12 protein-coding genes are annotated in these 15,019 nt (G+C 70.3%); 6 read left to right on the forward strand and 6 right to left on the reverse strand.

Annotated features, from left to right (window positions below):
- Positions 1–3 precede the first annotated feature (3 nt).
- The 3 genes from R0232_RS21110 (at position 4) to R0232_RS21120 (ending at position 3,255) form a co-directional block, all read left to right on the forward strand.
- Positions 4–2,250: a DUF6351 family protein gene (locus tag R0232_RS21110; protein ID WP_431509294.1), complete on the forward strand. Its 2,247-nt coding sequence runs from the start codon at positions 4–6 to the stop codon at positions 2,248–2,250.
- 179 nt (positions 2,251–2,429) lie between these two features.
- Entirely contained in the window at positions 2,430–2,651 is a 222-nt protein-coding gene (locus tag R0232_RS21115; protein WP_431509295.1) for a hypothetical protein, read from the forward strand.
- A 25-nt stretch (positions 2,652–2,676) separates the two neighbouring features.
- Positions 2,677–3,255: a 2'-5' RNA ligase family protein gene (locus R0232_RS21120; protein ID WP_431509296.1), complete on the forward strand. Its 579-nt coding sequence runs from the start codon at positions 2,677–2,679 to the stop codon at positions 3,253–3,255.
- Between the two features lie 31 nt (positions 3,256–3,286).
- On the opposite strand, the gene R0232_RS21125 is transcribed toward R0232_RS21120, so the two are convergent.
- The 4 genes from R0232_RS21125 to imuA form a co-directional block, all read right to left on the reverse strand.
- The gene (locus tag R0232_RS21125; RefSeq protein WP_431509297.1) at positions 3,287–4,243 is read right to left on the reverse strand and encodes a hypothetical protein; all 957 of its coding nucleotides are present in this window, start codon (positions 4,241–4,243) and stop codon (positions 3,287–3,289) included.
- Positions 4,244–4,347: 104 nt separating this feature from the next.
- Positions 4,348–7,692 carry an error-prone DNA polymerase gene (locus R0232_RS21130; RefSeq protein ID WP_431509298.1) on the reverse strand — a complete coding sequence of 1,115 codons (3,345 nt, stop codon included), beginning with the start codon at positions 7,690–7,692 and terminating at the stop codon, positions 4,348–4,350.
- Entirely contained in the window at positions 7,685–9,067 is a 1,383-nt protein-coding gene (locus R0232_RS21135; protein WP_431509299.1) for a Y-family DNA polymerase, read from the reverse strand. The genes R0232_RS21130 and R0232_RS21135 overlap by 8 nt, the downstream gene beginning before the upstream one ends.
- Complete coding sequence (gene imuA, locus R0232_RS21140; RefSeq protein WP_398493767.1) at positions 9,036–9,851, reverse strand: translesion DNA synthesis-associated protein ImuA; 816 nt, start codon at positions 9,849–9,851, stop codon at positions 9,036–9,038. The genes R0232_RS21135 and imuA overlap by 32 nt, the downstream gene beginning before the upstream one ends.
- Before the next feature lie 232 nt (positions 9,852–10,083).
- Here imuA and R0232_RS21145 point away from each other — a divergent pair, with 232 nt between their 5' ends.
- Positions 10,084–10,971, forward strand: a complete 888-nt coding sequence (locus tag R0232_RS21145; protein WP_256222617.1) for a CmcJ/NvfI family oxidoreductase — start codon at positions 10,084–10,086, stop codon at positions 10,969–10,971.
- A 14-nt stretch (positions 10,972–10,985) separates the two neighbouring features.
- Positions 10,986–11,594 carry a 2-hydroxychromene-2-carboxylate isomerase gene (locus tag R0232_RS21150; RefSeq protein WP_431509300.1) on the forward strand — a complete coding sequence of 203 codons (609 nt, stop codon included), beginning with the start codon at positions 10,986–10,988 and terminating at the stop codon, positions 11,592–11,594.
- A gap of 11 nt (positions 11,595–11,605) precedes the next feature.
- Here R0232_RS21150 and R0232_RS21155 read toward each other — a convergent pair whose 3' ends face one another.
- Entirely contained in the window at positions 11,606–12,520 is a 915-nt protein-coding gene (locus R0232_RS21155) for a LysR substrate-binding domain-containing protein (RefSeq protein WP_431512916.1), read from the reverse strand.
- 90 nt (positions 12,521–12,610) lie between these two features.
- Positions 12,611–13,510 carry a LysR family transcriptional regulator gene (locus R0232_RS21160; protein WP_431509301.1) on the reverse strand — a complete coding sequence of 300 codons (900 nt, stop codon included), beginning with the start codon at positions 13,508–13,510 and terminating at the stop codon, positions 12,611–12,613.
- Between the two features lie 134 nt (positions 13,511–13,644).
- Here R0232_RS21160 and R0232_RS21165 point away from each other — a divergent pair, with 134 nt between their 5' ends.
- A complete protein-coding gene (locus R0232_RS21165; RefSeq protein WP_431509302.1) occupies positions 13,645–15,012 on the forward strand; it encodes a M20 metallopeptidase family protein in 1,368 nt (455 codons plus the stop codon).
- Positions 15,013–15,019 lie beyond the last annotated feature (7 nt).

Raw genomic sequence — 15,019 nt, forward strand, 5'->3', positions numbered from 1 at the left:
CTCATGTTCGCCATCCCCCACGCACCGCGCAAGCGGGTTTCTCCGTGGCCGGCCCTTCGCGCCGGCTCCTTCGCGGCACTGGCCATCGCCGCGGCCGCGCTGCTCGCCAGCTGCGGCGGCAGCTCGGACAGCGGCGCGGTGTTCCTGCCCGTCGCGCCGCCACCGCCCGCGCCGCCGCCCGCCCCGGCCGCCTTCGACGTGCGCACGCTGTCGTCCAAGCCCGAGATGGTGAGCGGCGGCGACACGCTGCTCGAGGTGCGCGCGCCCGAGGGCGTGGCCACCGACAAGGTGCGCGTGAGCCTCAACGGCAAGGACGTGAGCGCGCAGCTCAGCACGCGCGATGCCGCCACGCGCACGCTGCGCGGCCTGGTCACGGGCCTCGCCGAAGACCCGGCCTCGGCCACCGGCAAGGAGAACCTGATCGTCGTGAGCAACGCCGACAAGCCCGAGCAGCGCACCGAGCTCAAGCTGGTCAACTACCCGATCACCGGCCCGATCCTCTCGGGCCCGCACATCGCGCCCTACGAATGCCGCACCGTGCAGAACGGCCTGGGCGTGGCGCTCGACGCCAACTGCTCGGCCACCACGCAGGTGGTCTGGTACTACCGCAGCAAGGCCGGCAGCTTCAAGCCGCTGGCCGATCCGACCGGCACGCGCCCGGCCGACCTGGCCGACACCACCACCAACGACGGCGTCACCGTGCCCTACATCGTGCGCGTGGAGTCGGGCACCATCAACCGCGGCGTGTACCGCCTCGCGGTGCTCGACAACCCGGCGAAGGACGCGCCCGCCACCTGGAAGCCCGGCAAGGGCTGGAACAGGAAGCTGGTGCCCTACTTCGACTGCTGCGGCTCGGCCCAATACAACCAGGGCGTGCACCCGATCGAGTCGATCCTCGACCCGATCGCCGACATCTACCTGTCGCGCGGCTTCGCCTTCTTCAACTCGACCGAGCTGTGGAACAACCAGCACGCCAACCCGCACCTGCAGGGCGAGACGCTGATGATGATCAAGGAGCACGTGATCGAGGAATTCGGCGAGGTGCCGAAGTGGACCGCGGGCATCGGCGGCTCGGGCGGCGCGATCCAGCAGTACCTGATCGCGCAGCTCTACCCGGGGCTGCTCGACGGCATCCAGCCGATCGTCTCGTTCCCCGAGACGCTGATGCCCGAGGTGATGGAGTGCCGGCTGCTCAACAACGTCTACGGACTCGACATGGCGACCTGGACGCCGGCCAAGCAGGTCGCGGTCAATGGCTTCAACCAGGGCACCTGCGTGGCATGGGACCTGTCGTTCGCCAGCATCATCAAGTCCGACAACGCGGCGGGCTGCGGCTTCCTCGAACCGACCAACGCAGCCAACGTGTTCAACCGCGCGACCAAGCCGGACGGCGTGCGCTGCGACCTGTTCCAGACCAACGTCAACCTGCTGGGCAAGCGCCCCGGCACGCAGGAAGCGCGCCGCCCGATCGACAACGTCGGCGTGCAGTACGGCCTGGCCGCGCTCAACAAGGGCACGATCTCGGTGAAGGAGTTCCTCGACCTCAACGAGAAGGTCGGCGGCTACGACCGCGACGGCAACGTGCAGGCGGCACGCTCGCAGGCCGATGCCGGGGCGCTCGAGGCGACCTATTCGGGCGGCTTCAAGAACAGCTTCTCGGGCCCGGGCCTCGCGAACATCCCGATCATCACGCAGCGCGGCAATGCCGATGCGACCGGCGACATCCACGACACGCTGCAGGACCTGATCATCCGCGCGCGGCTGCAGCGCGCCAACGGCCGCAGCGACAACCAGATCATCTGGACGCTGGGTTCGTCGACCTCGATCCTCAGCTACGTGGGCGATTCCATCGACCTGATGAACAAGTGGCTCGACAACATGGCGGCCGACAGTGCCGCGGCCTCGACCGACAAGGTGGTGCGCAACAAGCCCGCGGGCGCCAACGACGCCTGCTGGGACAAGAGCAACAAGCGCATCGACGAGGTCGCGTCGCAGGACCCGGCGGCGAAGTGCAACGTGGTCTATCCGCGCTTCAGCACGCCGCGCATCGTGGCCGGTTCGCCACTCGTGAACGACGTGCTCAAGTGCCAGCTCAAGCCGGTCGCGATGGCCGACTACACGGTGACCTTCAGCGGTGCCGAGGAGACGCGACTCAAGACCATCTTCCCGGCCGGCGTGTGCGACTGGAGCAAGCCGGGCGCGGGGCAGCAGCCGCTGAAGGGAAGCTACCTGCGCCTGCCGCTGGGCTGAGGGTTTCATGGTGGGGATTTCGGGGCTCTTCGGAGCCCCTTTTTCGTGGCGCGGCGCGGGGCGTTCGCGCGATAGGAATTCCCCATCCGCGCCGGCTCCGGGCAAGGAGTTTTAACTGTACGTTCATACAGCATTTCTCTAGAATGCCTCGTCTCCAAGAACAACTTCGAGGCGACCGCATGACCACCGCCAATCCGCCCGCAGCCGCTGCGCGCATCCTCTTCTTCTCACGCCCCATGCAGGCGCAGCCCGGCCCGCGGCTGCGTGCCACGGGACGCCTCTCGACCTGGCCGTTCCGTGTGCTGCGGCACAACGAACAGGGCGATCCGCACGACATCAAGGCGCAGGCTGCGCGGGTGTTGCGGACGACGGCGCAGCAGTGGTGGCCGAAAGTGGACTGAATCACTCATCGTTCGAAAGTGCCAGATGACATTCGACATGACCCAGGATCACGCAACGAGCGACAACCGACTGCTGGTCGGACTGTTTCCGAACGGAGCCGTGTCAACGGCCATCGAATTGCACCGCAGGCAATGGTGGTGGCCGAAGGGCTGCCACTTTCCGCCGCTGAGCCGATTGCATCTCACGCTGGGCTATCTCGACGAGCACGAAGAGCGCTGCGAGGAACGACTGCTCGAGGCACTGTCGCAAGTGCGGATGAAGGCATTCGGTCTGATGCTCGATCAGTCCGGCACATGGTCCAACGGTGTCTCCGTGATTCAGCCTGCTCCGCACGGACAGTTGTTCGAATTGCGAGAAAGAATCTGGTCGGCTCTCCAACAGGCGGACCTGATGGATCTCGCCAAGACCTCGGGCTGGAAACCCCACATCACGATCGCCCGCGCTTCCGAACGCGCCGCCTGCCCGACGATGTCGCCCATCCCTTGGGCCGTGAGCGAAATCCGCGTCGTCCGCTCGCACTTCACGACACCGTTCCGTCACGAGCACCTGGCATCGATCTCCGCACGCCACGGGCTGCGCCGCCTGACTGCTTCACTCCACTGAACCGGCAACCATCGCGCCGGCTCGGCAGGCCTCAGACCAGCAAGTCCTGCACGTCCTCATCGAACCCCGCCATCGGCTGCGCCTTCGCGAGCGCGAGCCACACCGCGAACGGAATCCGCTCGAAGCTGCGATGTACCGCGGCACGCGCGACCACGAGGCGTTCGCCCTCGAGCACCATCACGCCGCATTCGGCCGGCACCTCCTCGGGCGTGGCGATGCAGCGGCCGCGCGCGTCGTTGCCCAGCACGTACCAGCACTCGCCGCCGAGGTCGAGGTAGGCCGCGCGCTTGTCGGGCTTGCGCAGGTCGCCCAGCAGGTCGGCGCGGCTCACCTTCACCTCGTGCACGATCGGGTGCGCATAGGCCTCGACGCTGGTGTTGCGGATCGAGAAGACATCGGGCCTGGCCATGCACCAGCGTGCCTTGCCACCCTCTTCCGCCGGCGGCAGCTTCGCGCGCAGGCTCAGGCCGCGCCAGGCGATGCGGCCGCCGCGCGTCATCTCGCGCGCCACGCGTTCCACCAGCGCCTCGTGCGGCGACAGCGCGGCGCGGTTGATCGTGAGCGTGGTGGCGATGCGCGCGAGGCCGGCATCGGTCACGCGCAGGGTCTCGTGGCCCTGCGCCGACCGCACGCGTTCGAGGAAGCCGCCCGCGAGCAGCTCGACCTCGATCGCGTCGCAGCAGGGCCAGCCGGCCGAGCGGTACATCTCGCGCAGGCGCCGCGCATGCAGCTTGCCGAAGGGCACGCCGCCCGACGCCGATGCGATGGCCAGCGAGGCCGCGAGCGACACCGCGGTCTGCATCGGCGGCTCCTGCACCGGCGGCGGAAAGCCGGGGTCGGTCACCGGGGGCATCGCGGGCGGCGGGTCGCCCTCGGGCAATGGCCCCGGCGGCATGACGGGCGGTGGCGGCACCACGGGCACGTCGGGCGCGGGTGGCGGCGGGCCGATGGGCGTGTCGACGATGGGATCGAGGGCGAGTGCGGACATGGTGAGGAACAGGTTAGCGAAATCCGGTGGATGAGGCGAGGACTCGAACGAACGGTTGCGATCGGTTGCAGAGACGGACAGAACGCGCGGATGCCGCCGTCGCGTCAGTGGAAATCCCGGCTGCTGTTGCTCTGCGCGAGCCGGCCCATCAGCGGCGTCAGGTCCTTGAAGCCGGTGGCGATCAGGTGCTGCACCTTGCCGCCGCTGTCGTCGTCGCGCTGCCAGGTGCCCTGCACCGCGAGCAGGTGCGATTTCAGCAGCGGCTCGCGCCAGGCCTCGATCACGTGGTTCCAGACGATCACGTTGACGTTGCCGGTCTCGTCCTCGAGCGTGACGAAGATGGTGCCGTTGGCGGTCTGCGGCCGCTGCCGGCCCTTGACGATGCCGCAGGCGCGCACCACGTGGCCGCTGGGCATGCCGCGCAGCTGCTCGGCGCTCAGCAGGTTCATGCGCGCCAGCCGCGGGCGCAGCAGCGCGAGCGGATGGCGCCGCAGCGTGAGGCGCATCGACGCATAGTCGCCGACGATCTCCTCGCCCTCGGGCGCCGCGGGCAGCGCCAGCGCCTCCTCGTGGATCGGCACGCCCTTGAGCAGCCCCGGCGCGCGCCGCTGCGCCGTCGCATCCCACATCTGCTGGCGCCGATGGCCCGACAGCGAGATCAGCGCATCGGCCGCGGCCAGCGCCGCCATGTCCTTGCCGTCGAGCTCGGCGCGCAGCGCGAGGTCTTCGGTGCTGGTGAAGGGCGACTGCGCACGGGCTTCGAGCAGGCGCTTCGCGCCGCCCTTGCTGAGGCTCGCGATGCGGTTCAGGCCCAGGCGCACCGCGGGCTGGTCGTCGTGGCCCAGGCGCTCGGCATAGCGTGCGTCGGTGCCCGGCGGCACGCGTGGTGCATCGGCCGCGCGCGGCTCGAGCGTGGTGTCGATCTCGCTGCAGGTCACGTCGACCGGCCGCACCTCCACGCCATGCCGGCGCGCGTCCTGCACCAGCTGCGAGGGGCTGTAGAAGCCCATCGGCTGCGAGTCGAGCAAGGCGGCGAGGAAGCAGGCGGGCTCGTGGCACTTGAGCCAGCTGCTGACCGTGACCAGCAGCGCGAAGCTGGCGGCGTGGCTTTCGGGGAAGCCGTAGTCGCCGAAGCCCATGACCTGTCTGAAGATGGCTTCGGCGAATTCCTCCTTGTAGCCATGGTGGACCATGCCGTCGACCAGCTTGCGGTGGAATTTTCCGAGCCCGCCCTTGCGCTTCCATGCCGCCATTGCGCGGCGCAACTGATCGGCCTCGTCGGCCGTGAACCGGGCCGCGATCATCGCGATCTGCATCACCTGTTCCTGGAAGATCGGGATGCCCAAGGTGCGTTCCAGCGCGGGCCGCAGTTCGTCCTTCTCGTAGAAGATGGGCAGGCCCTTGGCGACACGTTCACGCTGTTTGAGGTAAGGGTGCACCATGCCGCCCTGGATCGGCCCGGGCCGCACGATCGCGACCTCGATCACCAGGTCTTCGTAAGTGCGCGGCTTCAGGCGCGGCAGCATCGACATCTGCGCGCGGCTCTCGATCTGGAACACGCCCACGGTATCGGCGTCGCAGATCATGTCGAACACCTTGGCATCGTCGCTCGGGATCTGGTGCATTTCCCGGCTCCAGCCCCGCCAGCGGTTCATGTGGTCGAGCCCCCGCCTGATCGCGCTCAACATGCCGAGCGCCAGCACATCGACCTTGAGCATGCCGATGGCCTCGAGATCGTCCTTCTCCCACTGGATCACCGAGCGGCCCTTCATCGAGGCTTTCTCGACCGGCACCAGCCGCGTGAGCTTGGTGTGCGTCAACACGAAGCCGCCGACATGCTGGCTCAGGTGGCGCGGAAAGCCCCGCAGGCGCTGCGTCATCTCGATCCACTGCACCAGCTTGAGTTCGTCTTCCTCCACGCCCACGCGCGAGGCGGCGGCACGCAGCTGCTCGCCGAGCACGGTGTCGTCGAACCAGTAGTGGTCCTTCGCGAATTCGTCGACCAGGCGCTCGTCGATGTCCAGGGCCTTGCCCACGTCGCGCAATGCGCTGCGCGCGCGGTAGCAGATGACGACCGCGGCAATGGCGGCGCGGTCGCGGCCGTATTTCTCGTAGATGTACTGGATGACGTCTTCGCGCCGCTGGTGCTCGAAGTCGACGTCGATGTCGGGCGGCTCATGACGATGCCGGCTCAGAAAGCGCTCGAACAGCAGATGGCCCTTGTGGGGATCGATCGCGGTGATGCCGAGGCAATAGCAGACGGCCGAGTTGGCGGAGGAACCTCGGCCCTGGCAAAGGATGTCCTGCGAGCGCGCGAAGCGCACGATGTCCTCCACCGTGAGAAAGAACATCTCGTATTCGAGTTCGAGGATCAGCGACAGCTCCTTCTCGACCTGTTCGCAGACCTTGTCGGGCACGCCTTCGGGATAGCGCTTCCTCGCGCCCTCCCAGGTCTTGCGCACCAGCGTCTGCGCGGGCGATTCGTCGTGGCCGAGGGTCTCGAGCGGGTACTTGTAGTTCTCGCGGATCACCTTCGGATCGAAGCTGCAGCATGCGGCCACCGCCAGCGTGTTCGCGAGCATCTCGCGCGTGTAGAGCTCGGCCAGCCGCACGCGCTGGCGCAGATGGCGCTCGGCATTCGACTGCAGCGCGAAGCCGCATTCCGCCACCGTCTTGCCCTCGCTCACGGCGGTGAGCACGTCCTGCAGCGGTTTTCGTGCGCGCGCATGCATGTGCACGTCGCCGGCCGCCACCCGACGCACGCCGGCGCGCTCGCCAGCCTCGGTCAGCGCCACGAACCAGAGGTCGTCGTCGATCTCGTTGAGCATCTCGACGGCCAGCCAGAGGTTGTCGCCGTAGAGGGCCTGCGCCGCCTTCAGGTCGCCGTGCAGCGCCTCGGCGTCGAGCATGGCGCCGGGCACGCGCTGCGGCACGAACAGCACCTGGCAGTGCTGCAGCGAGGCCACGTCGCTGCCGTCCCAGGTCACGCGATAGTCGCCCTTGGGCAGCTCGGTGTTGCGCGCGGCGGTGATGAATTCGCAGAGGTTGCCCCAGCCCTCGGTGTCGTTCGCGATCACCACCAGCTTGAAGCGCTCGAAGCGGAACTCGCTGCCGAACAGCAGCCGGAACTCGGGATGGCGCGGAATCGGCGGCTCCTCGGGATGCTCGCGCTCGTACTCGTCGAGCTGCCCCGGCAGGTCGCGCAACGCCACGTGCGCGCGCACGATGCCGGCCACCGAGCATTCGTCGGTGATGGCGAGCGCCGCGTAGCCGAGGTGGTAGGCGCGCTGCACCAGCTCCTCGGGCGTGGAAGCGCCGCGCTGGAAGCTGAAGTGCGTGAGGCAATGCAGCTCGGCATAGCCCGGCAGGCTCGGCACGCCGACCGCTTCGCGCCGCGGCAGGGGCTGCACCGGGGCCGGCTTGCGCTGCTTGGCGCTCGAGTCAGGCATACAGCCCCTGCAGGAACCAGCGCACCTCGCCCGAGGCGAAGCAGGCCGCGGAGCGCTCCCTGAAGATCCACACCAGGCCGGCCTCGGGACTCTCTGCGATGTAGTAGTCGCGCACCGCCGGCTGGCCGCCCTCGTCCACGCCGCCCCACCATCCGGTCTCGACCCGCTGCGGCCCGATCAGCTTGCTCAACGGACCCTTGTAGCAAGGCCGCTCGCCGTCCATCTCGAGGCGCAGCGGCTCGGGCAGCAGCCAGGCGGGATAGAGGGCATCGGGCTGCTGGGCCGGTGCCGCGGCGGCATCGCGTGCCCGTGCCTTGGGTGCCGCGGACTTGATGCCGCTGCGGCCCAGCGCCGGCCGCCAGACCTGCGTGTGTTCGGGTTGGTGATCCGCCCGCGCCCGCGGCACCAGCACCTGCATCGCCCCCAGCCGCACGCTCAGCCGCTCGACCATCTCGTGCAACTTGTCCCCCTTGCGGTTGTCCTCCGGCAGAAAACTGGTGCTCGCCCCGGCCCACGGATCGGTCTCGAGCGAGCGCAGCTTGAGCCAGCTCGCAGGCGCGGCGAGCGTGGCGAGAGCCAGCTTTTCGGACAGCAGGCGGCGCAGGTGCGCGAGGTCCTGCGTGGGCTCGGCGGTACGCACCGCGATCTGCTGGGTCGGCGGCAGGTTCACGCCGTTGAAGCGCTTGAGGTCGAGCGTCCATTCCAGCTCGAGCGCGCGCGCGCCGCGCTGGCGCGCACGCAGCCAGATCTGCAGCGCCGACAGCAGCCGGTTGGCCGACCACATCAGTTCGGGCGCGGTCTCGGCCAGCGCGGGCAGCTCGAGCTTCTGCTCGAACACGTCGGGCAGCGTGAGCCAGGCATGGCTTTCGGGGCGCAGGCCCCAGGCGATGTCGAGCGCGGCGCGCAGCTCGGCGCCGAAGCGCCGCGAGAGCCCGCCGCGCGGCAGCGCCGCCACCTCGCCCCAACTGCGGCAGCCGAGCCGCGCGAGCGCATCGAGGTGCTCGCGCGCGGCGCTCAGGGTGTCGAGCGGCAGGCCGGCGGGAATCTCGGGCGGCCGCTTCTCCTCGCGCACGAACAGCCGCAGCCGCGCCAGCGCCTCGAGACTGGTGGCGCCCTGCGCACCGCGCAGCACGGCGGCGGCAGGCACGGGGTTCTCGTTGAGCAACTGACGCATCAGCGAGGAACGCCCGCCCCACAGGCGCTCGCAGGCCGAGACCTCGAGCATCAGCGCCTCGTCGAGCCAGCACACGTGCGGCGTGTAGCGCAACGCCCACCAGCCCAGCGCCTCGGGCGTGGGCATGGCATCGGCGGCGGCCGTGGCGGCACCGGCCTCGGCCTGCGCCTCAAGCGACCACTGCAAGGCGATCCAGTGCATTGGCGCCTCCTGCCTTCCATGCGTCGATGCGCACCACGTTGGCGGCCGGCGGTGCTTCCACCGCCTCCACCGCCACGGCGCCCTGCTGCTGCGCGCGCAGCTTGCGCCGCAACCGCGCGGCCGCGAGCAGTGCCGCCATGCGCTCGCCGCGCGCCGGCAGCATCACCGGCGCGGCCAGCGGCGGGCCGCGGCGCTTGAGGATGTGCAGCTCGATCTGCGCCGGATCGGCCTCGCAGCGCGCGATGCGCAGCCGCAGCCGCGCGGGCGAGGCCGACTGCGCCACGGCCTCGGGCCGGCAGACGAACAGCAGCGCCTCGTGCTGCGCGGCCGCGAGCTGCAGCCGCCGCAGCTCGCCCACGCGCGCCTGCGGCAGCCAGGCCAGCACCGCGCCCACCTCGGCGCAGCGCAGCGCCTGCTCGCAGGCCCACAGCCGCGCGGCCGAGGCCTCGCTGCGCACCCACATCAGTGCCTCGGGCCGCAGGCCATGGGCCGCGAGCGAGGCGCCGAAGGGTTCGCGCGGCGGACCGATCAGCACCACGGGGCCGCCGCGCGCCGCCACCGACTGCACCAGCGCGGGCAGCAGCAGCCGCCAGACATGGTCCTCGGGCGCGGCCTGCAGCAACTCGCTCATGGCGCCGACCGGCCAGCCTCCGCCCGGCAGCTGCGCGTCGAGCGCGGCATGGCCGGTGCCGATGACCTGCGCGTCGGCGCTGCCGAGCTCGTCGGCATGCCAGACGCCGCGGCCGGCGGCGGGAGAGAGGGAAGCGAGGGAAGGAAGGCCCATGATGAAACTGTTAACTGTATTTTTATCCAGTATTTCAGGGGTTCGCAATCGGGTCGGCAAATTTCTTTGCAGGGCCCCTTCTCCCATTCCAATGGCTCATGCGATGGCGCCAAGATCTCGTTTGAAGCCCCGCGCCGAAGCCGCTCCAATGGCTTCACGAAGAATGGTCCTCGTGGTCGCGGCGGATGGGCCGCCGCGGTCGCCAGCGGGCCATGTCCCAGGAGCCCCAGGAATGCACGCCACCCTTTCCCATTCCCCACCCGCCGGCTCGGCCATCGCCGCCGCGCCGCTGCCCGCCAGTGGCGACATCGAGGCCGGCCTCAACTACCTGCGGCCGACCGCGCTGCGGCCCTACAGCTACGCCTTCACGCCGCCGCCCGGCCTGCCCTGGGAGAGCGGCGAGTACGAGCGGATCGCGATGCCGATCGCCGATGCCCGCGGCCGGGCGACCCACATCGAGCGCGAGGGCTTCGAGCTGCGCGAGGCGCCGACCGCGGTCGCCGACTTCCTCGACGACGCCGAGGTCCAGGCCGTCTACTACCCCGAGCTGGCCGCGCTCGCGCTCGCGGTCACCGGCGGCGCGCGCGCCCACGTGTTCGACCACCTGGTGCGACAGCGCGAGCCCGAGCGCGCCGCGCTGAACTTCGGCCGCGGCAAGACCGACGGCAAGGCCGCCGCCAACGGCCGCATCCACAACGACTACACCGAGGAATCGGGCCGGCGCCGGCTCGCGCTGGTGCTCGCGAGCGCGGCCGAGGCCGCCGCCGTGCGGCGCTACTGCATCGTCAACATCTGGCGCTCGATCGCCGGGCCGGTGCTCGACACCCCGCTGGCCGTCTGCGATGCGCGCACGGTGATGGCACGCGACCTGGTGAACGCCGAGGTGCGCTATCCGAAGCGCACCGGCGAGATCTACCTCGCCACCCATGCCCCCACCCACCGCTGGTCGTACTTCTCGCGCATGGACCGGCACGAGGCGCTGGTGTTCAAGCAGTACGACGCGCAGCTCGGCGGCGTCGCGCGCTTCACGCCGCACGCGGCCTTCGACCATCCGCTGGCGCCGGCCGATGCCCCGCTGCGCGAGAGCATCGAGGCGCGCTGCCTGGTGGTGTTCGAGTGAGGGAGGCCATGGCCATGAACGCACCCACGCTCGACTTCTGGTTCGACTTCGGCAGCAACTACAGCTACCTCAGCGCGATGCGCATCGAGCAGGCCGCCGCCGCGCACGGCGTCGCGCTGCGCTGGCAGCCCTTCCTGCTCGGGCCGGTGTTCCGCGCGCTGGGCTGGGAGACCTCGCCCTTCGTGCTGCAGAAGGAAAAGGGCGACTACGTCTGGAAGGACATGGTGCGCCAGTGCCGCAAGTACGGCCTGCCCTGGCAGCGGCCCAGCCACTTCCCGCGGGCCGCCGTGCTGCCGCTGCGCATCGCGCTGGCCGGCTCCGGCCAGCCGTGGATCGGCGAGTTCTGCCGCCGCACGATGCGGCTGAACTTCGCCGAGGACCGCGACATCGACGCGCCCGAAACCATGGCCGCGCTGCTCGCCGACATGGGCCTGCCGGCGCACCGCGTGATCGACGAGGCGCTGTCGGACGCCAACAAGCTGCGCCTGCGCCGCCAGACCGAGACCGCGATGGAGAAAGGCATCTTCGGCGCGCCCACCTTCTTCGTCGGCGACGAGATGTTCTGGGGCAACGACCGGCTCGACGATGCGCTGGCGTTCGCCCGCGCACAGGCCGGCGCCTGAACCTGACGGTCTCAGTGCGGCGCGGAGCCCTTCGCTTCCGCCACCAGCCACTCGGCCACGTGCCGCACTTCCTCGCGCGGCTGCGGCTCGGCCTGGATCAGCCAGTAGGCATGGCCCGAGGGCTGGGCCGGCAACGCGGCCTCCACGCGCACCAGCCGCCGGTCGTCGAGCAGCGGCTGGATCAGCTCGAGCCGCCCGAGCGCCACGCCCTGCCCCGCCATCGCGGCCTGGATCAGCTGGTCGTACTGGTTGAAGCGCAGCATGCCGCGCGGCTTCGCGTCGGCCCAGCCGGCCGCGGCCAGCCAGTCGCGCCACTGCAGCCAGGGCCGCTGCGCATCGTCGAACTCGAGCAGGTTCAGCGCCGCGATCGCCTCGGCCGAGGCCAGCGGCGGCAGCGCCAGCGAGGGATGCGCCACCGGCGCCACCGTTTCGCCGAACAGCCGCACCGCGCCCGCCGGCGCCAGCGCGGGCGTGGTGTAGCGGATCGCGAGGTCGATGCCCTCGTTGCGCAGGTCGGCCACGCGGTTGTTGGCCGAGACGCGCACGTCCACGCCCGGATGGATGTCCTGCACCCGGCTGAGCCGCGGCAGCAGCCACAGCCCCGTGACGCCGATGCTCGCGCTCAGCGTCACCGGCCGCTGCGCGCCGGTGCGGCCGATCTCGCCCATCACCTCCTGCAGCTGCTGCACCACCGCATCGGCGCTGCGGAACAGCCGCTCGCCCTCGGGCGTGAACGAGATCGAGCGATGGCCGCGCACCAGCAGCTTCACGCCGAGCTGCGCCTCGAGCGCATGCACCTGCTTGCTGACCGCCGACTGCGTCACGCACAGGTCCTGCGCCGCCAGCGAGATGCTCATGCGCCGCCCCACCGCGACGAAGCCGCGCACGAGGTCGAGCGAGGACAGGCGGACGAGCGGGAGCGGCAAGCCCATGGCGGATGCGGCGGGATGGCGAGGGTGGAATGGGATTGGAGCACAGGCACCGCCGCGTGTCTTCGCGCGGAATGAGCCGGCCGGCTACCGCCCCCCCGCCGACACCCCGTCCGCCACCGCCTTCAACGACTGCGAGAACGCCCGCGCCGCCGGCGTGAGCGCCGCGGGGTCGCGCATCAGCAGCGACACCCGCACCTGGGGCAGCCTGTCCGCGACCTGCAGCGCAACCAGCCCGCGCGCCGCCACGGCATGCTTGAACAGCGAGGCCGCGGCCAGGGTCAGCGCGCCGGATTTCTTCACCAGCGTGATGCCGAGCTGCCACGAATGGCAGATCACGATGTCGCGCGGCGGCGGCAGGCCGGCCGCGGCGAAGTGGCGGCGCAGCAGCTCGACGCCGTACCAGGGCACCACCCACATGGCCTCGTGCAGCTTCGCCATCGAACGCACGCGCGCCAGCGGATGCTTCGCGCCGGCCACCACCGCGAGCGGGAACTCGAGCAGCGTCTCGCGATGCACGCCGTCGCCGGCATCGGGCTCGAGTTCGCCGAGGATCGCGAAGTCGAAATCGCCGCGGCTCCAGAGGCCCTTCACGTCGGCGCCGCTGAGCTCCTGCAGCTCGAGCGCGACGCCCGGCCACTTGCGGCGGAAGTCCTGCAGCGCGTCGGGCAGCAGCCGCTCGACCGCGAACGAGCTGAAGGCCACGCGCAGAAGGCCGCCGGCACCGTCGCGCAGCTGGGCGATCTCGTCCTCGGCGCGGCGCACCTCGTTGGCCAGCAGCCGCGCGCGCTGGAGCAGGGCCTCGCCGATCACGGTGAGCGACACGCCCTGGGCGCTGCGCACCAGCAACTGCGCGCCCACGCTCTGCTCGAGCTCGCGCATCGCGTAGGTCATGGCGGGCTGCGTGAGGCCGGCCACCCGCGCCGCGGCGCGGATGCTGCCGGCCTCGGCGATCGCTTCGAAGATCTTCAGATGGCGCAGGTTCATGGAAGGACGAGGAAATGGGGTGATCAGGGATTTTGATCGCCCTGGAGTTTTTCGAGTCTTTTCCGACGCGCCGGCTTTCGCTAAGGTCGACCCGCCACGACACCTCCCCTTCACCCTTCCTCCTTCAGCCACCCATGAAACTCCGCTCCCGCTTCGCCCTGCTGATGCTCTCCGGCAGCCTCTTCCACGTCGCGGCCTCGGCCCAGACCGCGCCGGCGCCCGATGCCGGTCATGCGCTGACGGCACGCGCGCTGGCGCTCGCGGATGCCTCCGAGGCGCAGGTGATCGAATGGCGCCGCCATGTGCACCAGCATCCGGAGCTGTCGTACCAGGAGGTGCAGACGGCCGCCTACATCGCCGCGGCGCTCGCGAAGATGCCCGGCATCGAGGTCCAGACCGGCGTCGCCAAGACCGGCATCAAGGCGGTGCTGCGCGGCGGCAAGCCGGGCCCGGTGGTGGCGCTGCGCGCCGACATGGACGCGCTGCCGGTGGCCGAGCGCAACGAGCTGCCGTTCCGCTCGACCGTGAAGGCGCCCTGGCTCAACAGCGACGTGCCGGTCTCGCACGCCTGCGGCCACGACACCCACGTGGCGATGCTGCTGGGCGCGGCGCAGGCGCTGTCGAAGGTGCGCGACGAGCTGCCGGGCACGGTCGTGTTCCTGTTCCAGCCCGCCGAGGAACAGGGCCCGGGGCCGGTGGCCAGCGGCGCGCCCGCGATGGTCAAGGCCGGCGTGCTCGACAACCCGAAGGTCGACGTGGTGATGGGCCAGCACATCAGTGCGCGCGCGCCCTCGGGCACCATCAGCTACCGGCGCGGCAGCCTGATGGCCAGCGGCGACGTGTTCAAGATCGCGCTCAAGGGCAAGGGCGGCCACGGCTCCTCGCCCTGGACCGCGAAGGATCCCACGCTGGCCGCGGCCGAGATCGCGCTGGCGCTGCAGAACATCGTGAGCCACCAGATCGATCCGCTCGACGGCCCGACCGTGGTGACCGTGGGCCTGCTGCAGAGCGGCAACCGCGTCAACATCCTGCCCGACACGGCCGAGATCGCCGGCACGGTGCGCTCGCTGTCGCAGAAGAACCAGAAGACCGCGCACGACGCCATCCGGCTCAAGGCGCAGAAGATCGCCGAGAGCCACGGCCTGACGGCCGAGGTCACGATCGACACCGGCTACGAGGTGCTGGTCAGCGATCCGGCCGCCACGCAGGCCGTGACGCAGGCGCTCGAGACCGCGGCCGGCCCCGGCAAGGCGCGCGAGTCGCAGCCGAGCATGGGCTCGGAGGACTTCGGCTCCTTCGGCAAGAACATCCCGATCGTGTTCTGGCACCTCAATGCCTCGCCCTTCGCCGACCGCAACGGCGCGCCCAACCACTCGTCCGAGTTCGTGATCGACGAATCGGCGCTGCGCGTGGGCGTGCGCGCGCTGGTGGGCAGCACGCTGGCGTACATGAACCGGCCGGCGAGTGGGGCCGCGGGGGTCAAGGTCTTGCAAGCGCAGTGAGGACCGC

It is taken from the genome of Variovorax sp. DAIF25, assembly GCF_050711835.1.
Taxonomy (GTDB): Bacteria; Pseudomonadota; Gammaproteobacteria; order Burkholderiales; family Burkholderiaceae_C; genus Variovorax.

What these genes read in the sequence shown, in the direction of transcription:
- R0232_RS21110 (WP_431509294.1), top strand. Translation starts at nt 4, where the DNA reads ATGTTCGCCATCCCCCACGCACCGCGCAAGCGGGTTTCTCCGTGGCCG.
- R0232_RS21115 (WP_431509295.1), top strand. Translation starts at nt 2,430, where the DNA reads ATGACCACCGCCAATCCGCCCGCAGCCGCTGCGCGCATCCTCTTCTTC.
- R0232_RS21120 (WP_431509296.1), top strand. Translation starts at nt 2,677, where the DNA reads ATGACATTCGACATGACCCAGGATCACGCAACGAGCGACAACCGACTG.
- R0232_RS21125 (WP_431509297.1), bottom strand. Translation starts at nt 4,243, where the DNA reads ATGTCCGCACTCGCCCTCGATCCCATCGTCGACACGCCCATCGGCCCG.
- R0232_RS21130 (WP_431509298.1), bottom strand. Translation starts at nt 7,692, where the DNA reads ATGCCTGACTCGAGCGCCAAGCAGCGCAAGCCGGCCCCGGTGCAGCCC.
- R0232_RS21135 (WP_431509299.1), bottom strand. Translation starts at nt 9,067, where the DNA reads ATGCACTGGATCGCCTTGCAGTGGTCGCTTGAGGCGCAGGCCGAGGCC.
- imuA (WP_398493767.1), bottom strand. Translation starts at nt 9,851, where the DNA reads ATGGGCCTTCCTTCCCTCGCTTCCCTCTCTCCCGCCGCCGGCCGCGGC.
- R0232_RS21145 (WP_256222617.1), top strand. Translation starts at nt 10,084, where the DNA reads ATGCACGCCACCCTTTCCCATTCCCCACCCGCCGGCTCGGCCATCGCC.
- R0232_RS21150 (WP_431509300.1), top strand. Translation starts at nt 10,986, where the DNA reads ATGAACGCACCCACGCTCGACTTCTGGTTCGACTTCGGCAGCAACTAC.
- R0232_RS21160 (WP_431509301.1), bottom strand. Translation starts at nt 13,510, where the DNA reads ATGAACCTGCGCCATCTGAAGATCTTCGAAGCGATCGCCGAGGCCGGC.
- R0232_RS21165 (WP_431509302.1), top strand. Translation starts at nt 13,645, where the DNA reads ATGAAACTCCGCTCCCGCTTCGCCCTGCTGATGCTCTCCGGCAGCCTC.